Raw genomic sequence first — 13017 nt, 5'->3', positions numbered from 1 at the left:
ACCCACGAGCCCCATGGCGTCCGGGGGCCGGGCCCGGCAGGCTGGTCGTATGACCATGAGCCCCCAGGTGCCCGACCACGACGGGCCGCCTCCTGTCCGCTTCGCCTTCGACCGGTGGACGTGGAAGGAGATCGCGCATCTTCTCGCCAATCTCCCGATGGCGATCGCCGGATTCGTCTACACCGTGCTGATGGTCTCCATCGGTGTGGGGCTGGCGGTCACGGTGATCGGTCTGCCGTTGCTGGCGCTGGGGCTCCAGGGCGCCCGGTTGCTGGGGCGGGCCGAGCGGGGACGGGCGCGGGGGCTGCTCGGCGTGCGGATCGAGGAACCGAGCCCGATGGCCCGGGTCCGCCGGGAGGAGGGGTTCTTCCCCTGGCTGTGGTCGAGCCTGAAGGATCCGGTCGGCTGGCGGGCGGTGCTGTACTCGTTCATACGGCTGCCGTGGGGCGTGGTCACCTTCGCGGTGACGTTCGTGGGCCTCTTCGTCCTGTGGCCGGTACTCCCCTATATCGCGCGGTTCCTGACCAACGCCGACCGCGGGATGGTGCGCGGACTACTCTCCCCCTCCGACGAACTGGAACGCCGGATCGCCGAGCTGGAGTCGGATCGCGGTGTGGTCGTGGACACGGCTGCCGCCGACCTCCGCCGCATCGAGCGCGACCTCCACGACGGGGCCCAGGCCCGGCTCGTCGCCCTCGCCATGGGGCTGGGGCTGGCGAAGGAGAAGCTGACGGACGACCCGGAGGCCGCCGCCAAGATGGTCGACGAGGCCCACGGCGAAGTGAAGGTCGCCCTCCAGGAACTCCGCGACCTGGCCCGCGGCATCCACCCCGCCGTCCTCACCGACCGCGGCCTCGACGCCGCACTCTCCGCCATCGCCTCCCGCTGCACCGTCCCCGTCACGGTGGCGGTGGACCTGCCGGGACGCCCGGCGCAGGCCATCGAAGGCATCGCCTACTTCACCGTGTCCGAGCTGCTGCAGAACGTCAGCAAGCACGCCCGCGCCACCCGCGCCTCGGTCGACGTGTGGCGGTCGGCCGACCGGCTGCTGATCCAGGTCACCGACGACGGACGGGGCGGCGCCTCGATGGACGGCGGTACGGGGATGTCGGGACTCGCCGAGCGGCTGGACGCGGTCGACGGGCTGTTCGTCCTCGACTCCCCGGCCGGCGGCCCGACGACCGTCACCGCCGAACTGCCCTGGCGCGATCGCGAGAGCGAGAAGAGCGCCGCCGGAGTCCGTACCGCCTGACGCCCTGCCGGGAACGGGCGGCAGCCCGTGGGCCGGGGTGGGGAAAACCCCCGGTCGAAGAGGGAGACCGCCCTCATGGTGTGCGGGCGCACGGGCCAGCAGTCTTATCAGTAGACGTACGCGGTACACACACGGCACGCGGTTGCACCCCCGCGGAAGCAGAAGCAGAAGCAGAAGCAGTACACGCAACGCAAGCCGCGGACAGCACACACAGCGGACCCAGCGGACACAGAAGAAACGGACGGAACCCCATGGCCACGGCATACGGACCGGACACACGGGACCCCCAGCGGTCGGGTGGCGGTACGGAGAGCCGCCTCGCGGCGAAGCACTTCCTGCCGGCTGCTCTGCGGGCCCCCGTCGAGGCCAGGACCTGGCGTGAGTTCGTCTATCTCATGCTGAGCTTCCCGATCAGCACCGTGCTGTTCTGCTTCGCGGTCACCATGACCTCGCTGAGCGCCGGGCTGCTGATCACCTTCCTGGGAATCCCGCTCCTGGCCGTCGGCCTCGCCGCGTGCCGCGGCCTCGGCATGCTGGAGCGGGCCCGGGCCCGTGCCCTGCTCAAGCTGGACGTGGCCGAGCCCGCCCCGGTGCGGGGCCGCACCGGCGGTCCGATGTCCTGGGTCGGGGCGGTCCTGAAGAGCGGGGTGTCCTGGCGGCACCTGCTCTACACGCTGCTGCACTTCCCGTGGGCGGTCTTCGCCTTCTGCGTCTCGCTGAGCCTGTGGACGTGGGGCTGGGCGGCTCTGACCTACCCGGTGTACGCCTGGGTCTTCCCCGCCTACGCGGGCATCGACGGGGTGCAGCTGTACGGCGACGGCACGCACAACGTCTACCTCGACTCCCCGTTCGAACTCGCGCTGACCAGCGCCGTCGGGCTGGTGGTCGTCATGGGCACGGCATGGGTCATCCGCGGTCTGGCCGCGGTGGACCGGCTGATGGTGTCCGGCCTGCTGGGCCCGTCGCGGCTGGCGACGCGGGTCACGGAGCTGGAGTCGGACCGCGGTGTGGTCGTGGACACGGCCGCCGCCGACCTCCGCCGCATCGAGCGCGACCTCCACGACGGGGCCCAGGCCCGGCTCGTCGCCCTCGCCATGGACCTCGGGCTGGCGAAGGAGAAGCTGACGGACGACCCGGAGGCCGCCGCCAAGATGGTCGACGAGGCCCACGGCGAAGTGAAGGTCGCCCTCCAGGAACTCCGCGACCTGGCCCGCGGCATCCACCCCGCCGTCCTCACCGACCGCGGCCTCGACGCCGCGCTCTCCGCCATCGCCTCCCGCTGCACCGTCCCCGTGACCGTCGAGGTCGACCTGGCCACCCGCCCCGCCCAGGCCATCGAAGGCATCGCCTACTTCACCGTGTCCGAGCTGCTGCAGAACGTCAGCAAGCACGCCCGCGCCACCCGCGCCTCGGTCGACGTGTGGCGGTCGGCCGACCGGCTGATGCTCCAGGTCACCGACAACGGGCGCGGCGGTGCCGACCTGACGTCGGGCAGCGGCCTGGCCGGTCTGACCGAGCGGCTGGACGCGGTGGACGGGATCCTCGTCGTCGAGTCCCCGGTGGGCGGCCCGACGAAGGTCACGGCCGAGCTGCCCTGGCGCGGCTGAGCAGCCGGCTCGTCTCCGTACCCGGTCGCCGGGCGGACCCGTACACCGGGCCGCCCGGCGACCGCCCGTTTCGCACCGTCCGGGACCGGTCCTCGCCCGCCCCCGGGGCACGTCCGCCACGACGCAACTCCGCGAAGGCTCGCGGCGTCACTGCCGGTACTGGGATGCTGGACGGCGTACGGGCGGAACAGCGAATGAACGAACAACCGAACAGTGGGGGATTCAGCGTCGTGGTGGAGGACAGGGTGCGTGTGGTCATCGCCGAGGATTCGGTACTGCTCCGGGAAGGACTCACCCGGCTGCTGACCGATCTCGGGCACGACGTCGTGGCGGGCGTCGGGGACGCCGAGGCGCTGATCAAGACGGTGGGCGACCTCGCCGGGCAGGACGCGCTGCCCGATGTGGTGGTCGCCGACGTGCGGATGCCGCCGACGCACACCGACGAGGGCGTGCGGGCCGCGGTGCGGCTGCGCAAGGAGTATCCGGGAATCGGGGTGCTGGTCCTGTCGCAGTACGTCGAGGAGCAGTACGCCACCGAGTTGCTGGCCGGGTCCAGCCGGGGTGTGGGGTATCTGCTGAAGGACCGGGTCGCCGAGGTCCGCGAGTTCGTCGACGCGGTGGTCCGGGTGGCTCAGGGCGGTACGGCACTGGACCCCGAGGTGGTGGCGCAGCTGCTGGGCCGGAGCCGTAAGCAGGACGTGCTGGCCGGGCTGACGCCGCGTGAGCGCGAGGTGCTCGGCCTGATGGCGGAGGGGCGGACGAACTCGGCGGTGGCCAGGCAGCTCGTGGTGAGCGACGGCGCGGTGGAGAAGCACGTGAGCAACATCTTCCTGAAGCTGGGGCTGTCCCCCAGCGACGGCGACCACCGGCGCGTCCTTGCCGTACTGACCTATCTGAACTCCTGACCCGGCTGGGCTCCTGACCCGGGGCTCCTGACCCGGCTGGGCTCCTGATGCCGCACCGCGATATCTGACATCCTGTCAGATATCTTTGGAGGCACTCCCCGCACCGCTCCGACCAGGCAACCCGCGACTCGCTCCACGCTGACTCCACCAAAGGTCCGACGAGGAACCGCGCGGCTGATGAATCATGACGGAACAGCACCGAAAAGCGTCTCAAAACGCCGTCCACCATGTGATCGGCCAGAGGAAGGCGACCCTTACAGACGTAGGGTGGGGCTGGGGACCGCCGGCGGGCCGGATGGTTCCGAGCCACCGCGCCGAGGGAGGTCCAGTAAGTGACCAGCCAGGTCAGTAGCCCAGCCGAACAGGCCGACGAGGCCAGTGAGGCACTCGTAGGGGGACAGCGTGCCCCCCAGTCCGCAACAGCCGGTGCCGACGGGAAAGAGATCCGTCGCCTGGACCGGGTGATCATCCGCTTCGCGGGTGACTCCGGAGACGGCATGCAGCTCACGGGTGACCGGTTCACCTCGGAGACCGCTTCCTTCGGGAACGACCTCTCCACGCTGCCGAACTTCCCCGCCGAGATCCGCGCCCCCGCAGGAACCCTGCCGGGCGTGTCCTCGTTCCAGCTCCACTTCGCCGACCACGACATCCTCACCCCGGGCGACGCCCCGAACGTGCTGGTCGCGATGAACCCGGCCGCGCTCAAGGCCAACATCGCCGATGTCCCACGTGGTGCCGACATCATCGTCAACACCGACGAGTTCACCAAGCGGCCGATGGCGAAGGTGGGTTACGAGACCAGCCCGCTGGAGGACGGCTCACTGGAGGCGTACCACGTCCATCCGGTGCCGCTGACGACGCTCACCATCGAGGCGCTGAAGGAGTTCGGGCTCTCCCGCAAGGAGGCCGAGCGCTCCAAGAACATGTTCGCGCTGGGCCTGCTGTCGTGGATGTACCACCGGCCCACCGAGAACACGGAGAAGTTCCTGCGGGCCAAGTTCGCCAAGAAGCCGCAGATCGCCGAGGCGAACGTGGCGGCGTTCCGGGCCGGGTGGAACTTCGGGGAGACCACGGAGGACTTCGCGGTCAGCTACGAGGTGGCCCCGGCCACGACCGCGTTCCCCACCGGCACGTACCGCAACATCTCCGGGAACCTGGCACTGTCCTACGGTCTGATCGCCGCGGGCCGGCAGGCGGACCTGCCGCTGTACCTGGGCTCGTACCCGATCACCCCGGCCTCGGACATCCTGCACGAGCTCAGCAAGCACAAGAACTTCGGCGTACGCACCTTCCAGGCCGAGGACGAGATCGCCGGCATCGGCGCCGCGCTCGGCGCGGCCTTCGGCGGCAGCCTCGCGGTCACGACCACCTCCGGCCCGGGCGTGGCCCTCAAGTCCGAGACGATCGGCCTGGCCGTGTCCCTCGAACTCCCCCTGCTCATCATCGACATCCAGCGCGGCGGCCCGTCCACCGGCCTGCCCACCAAGACCGAGCAGGCCGACCTCCTCCAGGCGATGTACGGGCGCAACGGCGAGGCCCCGGTGCCGATCGTGGCCCCGAAGACCCCGGCGGACTGCTTCGACGCGGCACTCGACGCCGCCCGGATCGCCCTGACCTACCGCACCCCGGTCTTCCTGCTCTCCGACGGCTACCTGGCCAACGGCTCCGAGCCGTGGCGCATCCCCGAGGTCGACGAACTCCCCGACCTGCGCGTCCAGTTCACCCAAGGCCCGAACCACGAGCTGGCCGACGGCACCGAGGTGTTCTGGCCCTACAAGCGCGACCCGCAGACCCTGGCCCGCCCCTGGGCCGTCCCGGGCACGCCCGGCCTCGAACACCGCATCGGCGGCATCGAGAAGCAGGACGGCACCGGGAACATCTCGTACGACCCCGCCAACCACGACTTCATGGTCCGCACCCGCCAGGCCAAGGTGGACGGCATCGAGGTCCCGGACCTGGAGGTCGACGACCCGGCGGAGGCCAGGACGCTGGTGCTCGGCTGGGGTTCGACGTACGGCCCCATCACCGCCGCCGTCCGCCGGCTGCGCGCCGCCGGGCAGCCGATCGCGCAGGCCCATCTGCGCCACCTCAACCCGTTCCCGCGGAATCTCGGCGAGGTGCTGAAGCGTTACGACAAGGTGGTCGTCCCCGAGATGAACCTCGGGCAGCTGGCCATGCTCATCCGGGCCAAGTACCTGGTGGACGCGCACAGTTACAACCAGGTCAACGGCATGCCGTTCAAGGCCGAGCAGCTTGCGACGGCCCTTCAGGAGGCCATCGATGCCTGAGACCAACGAACTGCTCCAGCTGGTGCCCAAGGCCGAGGCCAAGCAGTCCATGAAGGACTTCAAGTCCGACCAGGAAGTGCGCTGGTGCCCCGGCTGCGGTGACTACGCGGTCCTCGCCGCCGTGCAGGGCTTCATGCCCGAGCTCGGACTGGCGAAGGAGAACATCGTCTTCGTCTCCGGCATCGGCTGCTCCTCCCGTTTCCCGTACTACATGAACACATACGGGATGCACTCGATCCACGGCCGTGCCCCGGCGATCGCCACCGGACTCGCCTCCTCCCGGCGGGACCTGAGCGTCTGGGTGGTCACGGGGGACGGCGACGCGCTGTCCATCGGCGGCAACCACCTCATCCACGCCCTGCGCCGCAATGTGAACCTGAAGATCCTGCTGTTCAACAACCGGATCTACGGGCTCACCAAGGGGCAGTACTCCCCCACCTCCGAGGTCGGCAAGATCACCAAGTCGACGCCGATGGGTTCGCTCGACGCACCCTTCAACCCGGTGTCCCTGGCCATCGGCGCGGAGGCCTCGTTCGTCGCCCGTACCGTCGACTCCGACCGCAAGCACCTCACGAGCGTCCTGCGCGCCGCGGCCGACCACCCCGGCACCGCACTCGTCGAGATCTACCAGAACTGCAACATCTTCAACGACGGCGCGTTCGAGGTCCTCAAGGACAAGGACCAGGCCCAGGAAGCGGTGATCCGGCTGGAGCACGGCCGGCCGATCCTCTTCGGCACGGACGACTCCAAGGGCGTCGTACGGGACTCGCTGACGGGTGATCTGCACGTGGTCGCGGTCACCGAGGAGAACCGTTCGCAGATCCTCGTCCACGACGCGCACGCCCCCAGCCCGACCACGGCGTTCGCGCTGTCACGGCTGGCCGATCCGGACACCCTGCACCACACGCCGATCGGCGTGCTGCGCGACGTCGAACGGCCGGTCTACGACACCCTCATGGCCGACCAGCTCGACACGGCCGTCGAGCAGCAGGGCAAGGGCGACCTCGGCGCCCTTCTCGCGGGCAACGACAACTGGACGGTCGCGGGCTAGAAGCACGGCCCCGCGGGACGACCTCGAAGCGCCCGCTCCTCCCCGTTCACGGGAGGGGCGGGCGCTTCGTCTTTCGCGTTCCCGCCTCCTTGCGCTACGCCGCCGGCTCGCGCGCCCGCTTTCGCGCGTCGTACGCCGTGCGCGCCGCGTCCACCGCGTCCAGACTCCGTTCCGACCAGCGCGCCAGGGCCCACACCTGCTCGGCGGCCCCCCGGCCCAGGTCCGTGAGGGAGTAGTCCACCCGCGGCGGGATCACCGGCTTGGCGTCCCGGTCGACGAAGCCGTCGCGCTCCAGGGTCTGGAGGGTCTGCGCCAGCATCTTCTCGCTGACACCGCCGACCTCGCGGCGCAGCTCGCTGAAGCGGTACGAGCGCTCCAGCAGGGCGGCGAGGACCAGGACGCCCCAGCGGCTGGTGACGTGTTCGAGGACCAGCCGCGAGGGGCACATCGGCTCCCGCACGTCGGGCCCACGCTCCAGGTTGCTTACGCTCATGCCAGTACCTTACTTCAAAGTGGGTACTTTCGTTTGGTTAGTGCCCTCCATAAGGTGAGTACCAGAGCGTACGAACAGGAACATGAGCACCTGAAGAGGAGAAACACCCCATGAGCATCGTCGTCACCGGAGCCACCGGAGAGCTCGGCCGACTCGTCGTCGAGCAGCTGCTGACCACCGTCCCCGCGAGCGGCATCGCCGCCGTCGTCCGCGACAAGGAGAAGGCCGCCGGCCTCGCCGCCCGCGGCGTGGAGCTCCGGATCGCCGACTACAACCACCCCGAGACGCTGACCGGCGCCTTCCGCGCCGGGGACCGGGTGCTGCTCATCTCCGGCAGCGAGGTCGGCAGCCGTGTCGCCCAGCACGCCGCGGTCATCGACGCGGCGAAGGCGGCGGGCGTGGCGCAGCTCGCGTACACCGGCATCCTCGGCGGCCCGGACGCGGACATCGAGCTGGCCGACGAGCACAAGGTGACCGAGCAGCTGATCCTCGACTCCGGCCTGCCGTACACGTTCCTGCGCAACGGCTGGTACACGGAGAACTACACCGCGAACCTGGCTCCGGTCCTGGCCCACGGCGCCGTCGTGGCCAACGCGGGCGAGGGCAGGGTCGCCTCCGCCACCCGTGCCGACTACGCGGCCGCGGCCGCGGCCGTCCTGACCGGCGAGGGCCACCTCGGCAAGGCCTACGAGCTGAGCGGGGACGTCGCCTGGTCGCTCGCGGAGTACGCCGCCGAGATCGCCAGGGCCTCGGGCAAGGAGATCGCCTACAAGAACGTCCCGGCCGCCGTCCACCAGGAGATCCTGACCGGCGCCGGTGTGCCCGAGGCCTTCGCGGCGATCCTCACCGACGTGGACGAGGGCATCCGGCGCGGGCTGCTGGCCGGCACCAACGGCGAACTGGCCCGGCTGATCGGCCGCCCGACGACGCCGCTCGCGGAGACCGTCGCCGCGGCGGTCGCGGCCCAGTAGGCGACGCGGGCACCGCGCACCACGGGCCCCGCGTCCGGTGTCATGACCGTCTGGCGATACGGCAATGACACCGGGGCGCGTCGGCGCTACCTTCGTCAGGTCGACGAAGCCGTCGACGGACACCTGCCAGGAGGGCCCGTGAAGGGAAAGAACGAACAGCGGGCCGGGCTCCTGTCCGGTGTGGCGGCCTACGGGCTGTGGGGGGTCGTCCCGCTCTTCTGGCCGCTGCTGAAGCCGTCCGGCGCGGTCGAGATCCTCGCCCACCGCATGGTCTGGTCCCTCGGCGTCGTCGGCGTCGCCCTGCTCGTCCTGCGCCGCTGGGCCTGGATGGGCGAACTGCTCCGGCAGCCGAAGAAGCTGGGGCTGATCACCGTCGCCGCGGCCGTGATCACCGTCAACTGGGGCCTGTACATCTGGTCCGTCAACAACGGGCACGTCGTCGAGGCCTCGCTCGGCTACTTCATCAATCCGCTGGTGACCATCGCCATGGGCGTCCTGCTCCTCGGCGAACGGCTGCGCCCCGCGCAGTGGGTGGCGGTCGGCACGGGTCTCGCGGCGGTGCTCGTGCTGGCGATCGGGTACGGGCAGCCGCCGTGGATCTCACTGGTCCTGGCCTTCTCGTTCGCGACGTACGGCCTGGTGAAGAAGAAGGTCAACATGGGCGGCCTGGAGTCGCTCACCGCCGAGACCGCGGTGCTGTTCGTGCCCGCGCTCGGCTATCTGGTGTGGCTGGGCACGCAGGGCGAGTCGACCTTCGCCTCAGAGGGCGCCGGCCACACGGCACTGCTCGCCGCGACCGGTCTGGTGACCGCCATCCCGCTGATCCTGTTCGGGGCGGCCGCGATCCGCGTACCGCTGTCCACCCTGGGCCTGCTGCAGTACCTGGCACCGGTCTTCCAGTTCGTGCTCGGAATCCTGTACTTCCACGAGGCGATGCCCCCGGAGCGGTGGGCGGGCTTCGGTCTGGTCTGGCTGGCTCTCACGCTGCTGACCTGGGACGCGCTGCGGACGTCCCGGCGTACGCGAGCACAGGCACAGGCCGCACGGCTGGCCGCCGCCGAGCAGGCCGCCGCGGCGGCACCGGCGGCTTCGACCTCCACCCAATCCATTACCTAGTTGCCTTTTTAACTCGGTTACGTTTCCCTGGGCGCAACGGACACGCACCCGAGGAGTACGCATGCCCACCACGACCACCGTCCTGATCGTCGGCTCCGGGCCGACCGGACTGACCCTGGCCCTCGACCTCGCCCGGCGGGCCGTCGAGGTGACGGTCATCGACAAGGCCGCCCGGTTCCCGCGCAGCTCCCGCGCCAAGGGCCCGAACTCGCGCTCGCTGGAGGTCCTGGAGGACCTCGGCGTCATCGACGAGGTCCTCGCCGCCGGGGCCGCCCCGCTGCCGATGCGCAAGTACCGGGGCGGGGTGGCGATCTCCGACGCCGCGCCCTTCGCGGACGTGCGCCCGACACCGGACTCCCCGTACGCCCTGCCCCGGACGGTCGCCCAGTGGCGGCTGGAGGAGGTCCTGCGGGACCGGCTCGCGACGTACGGCGTACGGGTCGGGCTCGGCGCCGAACTGGTGGGACTGACCCAGGACGACACCACCGCGACGGCCGTCCTGGCCGACGGCCGCGAGATCGGGGCACGGTACGTCGTCGGCTGCGACGGCGGCCACAGCGCGGTGCGCAAACTGCTCGGCATCCCCTTCGAAGGGAAGACGGACGAGACGCAGATGATGGTCTGCGGCGATGTCGAGGCCGAGGGGCCGGACCGCGGATTCTGGCACCAGTGGTTCGACGAGGACGGCGCCGTGATGCTCTGCCCGATCCCCGGCACCCGGTCGGGCTGGTGGTTCCAGGCCGGTCCGGAGACCGACGCCTCCGGCGCTCCCGTACCGCCGTCACTGGAGAGCTTCCAGCGACTGTTCGCCAAGCACACGGGCCTGCCGGGCACCCTGCTGTCCCAGGCCGCACTGCTCTCCACCTACCGGGTCAACGAGCGCATGGTGGACCGCTACCGGGTGGGCCGGGTGTTCCTGGCGGGCGACGCCGCGCACGTGCACTCGATCGCGGGCGGGCTGGGCATGAACACCGGCATCCAGGACGCGTACAACCTCGGCTGGAAGCTCGCCCGGGTCGCCTCCGGCCAGGCGGACCCGGCCCTGCTCGACACGTACGAGGAGGAGCGGCTGCCCGTCGCGGCCGCCGTCCTGGACGTGAGCGCCGAGCGGCTGCGGGTCACACTGGAGGCGATCAAGAAGCCGGGCGGCGGCCTGGACGCGGCGAACGCGCCACTGCCCCACGGCCCGGGGTCCGGCTACCCCTGGAGCTCGCTGGCCCGCCTCGGCGCCACGCCCCGGCTGCGCGCGGGCGACCGCGCCCCGGACGCGCCCTGCCGCCACCTGGCCACCGGAACCCCTCTCCGGCTGTTCGAGGCCTTCACCGGGCCGCACTTCACCCTGCTCGGCTTCGGCACGGGCACGGCACCCGAGCTGCGGCAGGCCTCGGTGGCGTACACGGGCGCACTGCGGGCGTACGGGGTGGACGCGGGCGCGTACGGGGAGGACGCGGGCGGGGCATGCGGCCTGGCCGATGACGGCGGCCACGCGCACTCGGCGTACGGCATCGCCCCGGGCGAGGACGCCCTGGTCCTGATCCGCCCGGACAACCACGTCGGTCTGATCGTCCCGGCCGGAGAACTGCGGGCGGTCGGGGAGTACCTCAACGCTGCGGCATTGGAGCGAGCTTGAGCGCGTCACGGTGGGTAATCCACCCCTGACGCGCAGTTTATATTTTCCTCACACTTATGACCCGACCTCTGCGCACCTCCGGGACGTCTCGCACGCTCCTGCGCACCGCGACCACCACCGCCGCCCTGTCCGCCCTCACCCTCCTCGCCTGCGGGATCGCCCCCACCGCGGGCGCGGAGGACACGGTGCAGACCGTCAACCCGTCGGGCCTCGGCCCGGCGGGCCCCTGGCTCCGGCTCCAGGAAACGACGCCCGACCGGGACCCCGGCATCCAGGAGGTCTCCCCGAAGCCCGACCCCGTCCATCTCAACGGCAGCCTGCGCCTGGCCATCGGCGCGGGCGAACAGGCCCAGGCCGCCCACTACTTCAACGCGACGTGGACGCCCGAGCCGATGCAGCCGCTGCTGGACGCGGGCATCTCGTACTGGGCGTACACGGCGACCGAGGGCTCCAGCAACACCAGCATCGGCGCGAACCTCCAACTCCCGGCCTCGTGCGGCGGGTTCACCACTCTGTCGTTCGAGCCCGGCAGCAACGCGGATGTCGAGGGCGCGGCGCTGAAGCCGGACACCTGGCAGAAGTACCGCTTCACCGCCGACTCCGTGATGCGGACCTCGCGTGCCGTGGCGGGCATCCCGGCGGGCGGGGACGCCCCGCTGTCGCACTTCGTCGCGGAGTGCGAGGGGGCGTACGGGGTGATCGCCAACATCGGCAGGCTCGGCGACCCGAACGGCACGCTCAACACCTACGTCGACAACATCACCGCCGACGGCACCGCCTGGGACTTCGCCGTCACCGGCAGGGCGGCGGCCGCGCTCACCGTGCCCGAGGAGATCGAGGCAGGGGACGGCCCCCGCCCGGCCGACGCCTCCTACACCGACCCGGACGACGGCCCGCAGTACCCGGGCATCGGCACCCGCCTCAGCCTCAAGGGACCGGCCGGCCTCCGGGCGGACCAGCTGACCGTCATGTCCGAGGGCGCCGAAGTCCCCCTGACCCAGGGGACGGACGGGACGCTCACCGGCGAGCTGCGGACCAACCTCCGGGCAGGCGGCACGCTTGAGCCCGGCGGGAAGGCGGGCGCCGCCTTCACACTCGCCGCCGACGAGGGCGCGCCCACGGGCCCGCTCGACGTGACGACCGAACTGACCGTCGCCATCGCCGGAGTCGACGGCCCGCAGCGCACCGGCGTCAGCGCCACGGACCGCACTCTGATCACCGCCCAGGACGTGGAGCCCAGCCCGTCGCCCAGCCCCAGCCACCCGCACCACCCCAGGCCCACCCCGTCCGACGGCGGCCACGGAGGCGGCGGGAACAGCGGTGGCGGCCACGGGAACGGTGGCGGTCACGGCAACGGCGGGAACAGCGGTGGCGGCCACGGGAACGGTGGCGGTCACGGGAACGGCCCCATGCCCAACGGCCCGGTCGACGCCGGTGACGGCTCCACCGCCCTGACCGGCAGCGGCTCCACCGGCCTCTCCGGCACCGCTCTGGCGGCCGGCGCGGCCGGACTGCTGGCAGCGGCGGGCGCCGCCCTCGGCGGACTCCGCACCGTCCGGCGCCGACGCGGTTGAGCGCGCGCACCCCGCGGGAACGGCCCTCACGGCGGCCGTTCCCGCGCCTGATCGCGGCGGCCGGGCTGGTCCCGGCCGCCGCGGCGGCACTCGTCCTGCTCCTGGGCCCGCCCCTGACGGAACCCGGCAC

The 13017-nt window shown here is 71.4% G+C and carries 10 protein-coding genes; 9 read left to right on the top strand and 1 reads right to left on the bottom strand.

The annotated features are described in order from the left end of the window. Nucleotides 1-49 precede the first annotated feature (49 nt). The 5 genes from EAO72_RS29520 to EAO72_RS29500 all read left to right on the top strand — a co-directional run bounded on the left by EAO72_RS29520 (nucleotide 50) and on the right by EAO72_RS29500 (nucleotide 7103). Nucleotides 50-1252, top strand: a complete 1203-nt coding sequence (locus EAO72_RS29520) for a sensor histidine kinase (protein WP_187285271.1) — start codon at nucleotides 50-52, stop codon at nucleotides 1250-1252. Nucleotides 1253-1503: 251 nt separating this feature from the next. Then, nucleotides 1504-2859: a sensor histidine kinase gene (locus tag EAO72_RS29515; RefSeq protein WP_148020191.1), complete on the top strand. Its 1356-nt coding sequence runs from the start codon at nucleotides 1504-1506 to the stop codon at nucleotides 2857-2859. Nucleotides 2860-3053: 194 nt separating this feature from the next. Next, entirely contained in the window at nucleotides 3054-3764 is a 711-nt protein-coding gene (locus EAO72_RS29510) for a response regulator transcription factor (RefSeq protein WP_315986317.1), read from the top strand. Nucleotides 3765-4096: 332 nt separating this feature from the next. Beyond that, on the top strand, nucleotides 4097-6052 hold the full coding sequence (locus EAO72_RS29505; protein ID WP_148020190.1) for a 2-oxoacid:acceptor oxidoreductase subunit alpha: 1956 nt from the start codon (nucleotides 4097-4099) through the stop codon (nucleotides 6050-6052). Then, a complete protein-coding gene (locus tag EAO72_RS29500; protein ID WP_148020189.1) occupies nucleotides 6045-7103 on the top strand; it encodes a 2-oxoacid:ferredoxin oxidoreductase subunit beta in 1059 nt (352 codons plus the stop codon). The genes EAO72_RS29505 and EAO72_RS29500 overlap by 8 nt, the downstream gene beginning before the upstream one ends. Before the next feature lie 94 nt (nucleotides 7104-7197). On the opposite strand, the gene EAO72_RS29495 is transcribed toward EAO72_RS29500, so the two are convergent. Next, nucleotides 7198-7596, bottom strand: a complete 399-nt coding sequence (locus EAO72_RS29495) for a winged helix-turn-helix transcriptional regulator (protein WP_148020188.1) — start codon at nucleotides 7594-7596, stop codon at nucleotides 7198-7200. Nucleotides 7597-7706: 110 nt separating this feature from the next. On the opposite strand from EAO72_RS29495, the gene EAO72_RS29490 reads away from it, so the two are divergent. The 4 genes from EAO72_RS29490 to EAO72_RS29475 all read left to right on the top strand — a co-directional run bounded on the left by EAO72_RS29490 (nucleotide 7707) and on the right by EAO72_RS29475 (nucleotide 12887). Next, nucleotides 7707-8567 (top strand): SDR family oxidoreductase, encoded by an 861-nt coding sequence (locus tag EAO72_RS29490; protein WP_148020187.1) that lies wholly within the window; start codon nucleotides 7707-7709, stop codon nucleotides 8565-8567. Between the two features lie 138 nt (nucleotides 8568-8705). After that, a complete protein-coding gene (gene rarD, locus EAO72_RS29485; RefSeq protein ID WP_148020186.1) occupies nucleotides 8706-9683 on the top strand; it encodes an EamA family transporter RarD in 978 nt (325 codons plus the stop codon). 61 nt (nucleotides 9684-9744) lie between these two features. Then, a complete protein-coding gene (locus EAO72_RS29480; RefSeq protein ID WP_148020185.1) occupies nucleotides 9745-11313 on the top strand; it encodes an FAD-dependent monooxygenase in 1569 nt (522 codons plus the stop codon). A 56-nt stretch (nucleotides 11314-11369) separates the two neighbouring features. Next, nucleotides 11370-12887, top strand: coding sequence for a COG1361 family protein (locus EAO72_RS29475; protein WP_148020184.1), 1518 nt, complete (start codon nucleotides 11370-11372; stop codon nucleotides 12885-12887). Nucleotides 12888-13017 lie beyond the last annotated feature (130 nt).

Origin of the sequence: Streptomyces sp. OR43 (assembly GCF_008042275.1) — a bacterium.
GTDB lineage: Bacteria > Actinomycetota > Actinomycetes > Streptomycetales > Streptomycetaceae > Streptomyces.
The sequence above is the reverse complement of the archived record's forward strand: the minus strand, read 5'-3'. Positions and strand labels throughout refer to the sequence as shown.

Bases quoted from the DNA above. Each gene is read 5' to 3' on its own strand.
- EAO72_RS29520 (WP_187285271.1), top strand. From the start codon at position 50: ATGACCATGAGCCCCCAGGTGCCCGACCACGACGGGCCGCCTCCTGTC.
- EAO72_RS29515 (WP_148020191.1), top strand. From the start codon at position 1,504: ATGGCCACGGCATACGGACCGGACACACGGGACCCCCAGCGGTCGGGT.
- EAO72_RS29510 (WP_315986317.1), top strand. From the start codon at position 3,054: ATGAACGAACAACCGAACAGTGGGGGATTCAGCGTCGTGGTGGAGGAC.
- EAO72_RS29500 (WP_148020189.1), top strand. From the start codon at position 6,045: ATGCCTGAGACCAACGAACTGCTCCAGCTGGTGCCCAAGGCCGAGGCC.
- EAO72_RS29495 (WP_148020188.1), bottom strand. From the start codon at position 7,596: ATGAGCGTAAGCAACCTGGAGCGTGGGCCCGACGTGCGGGAGCCGATG.
- EAO72_RS29490 (WP_148020187.1), top strand. From the start codon at position 7,707: ATGAGCATCGTCGTCACCGGAGCCACCGGAGAGCTCGGCCGACTCGTC.
- EAO72_RS29480 (WP_148020185.1), top strand. From the start codon at position 9,745: ATGCCCACCACGACCACCGTCCTGATCGTCGGCTCCGGGCCGACCGGA.
- EAO72_RS29475 (WP_148020184.1), top strand. From the start codon at position 11,370: ATGACCCGACCTCTGCGCACCTCCGGGACGTCTCGCACGCTCCTGCGC.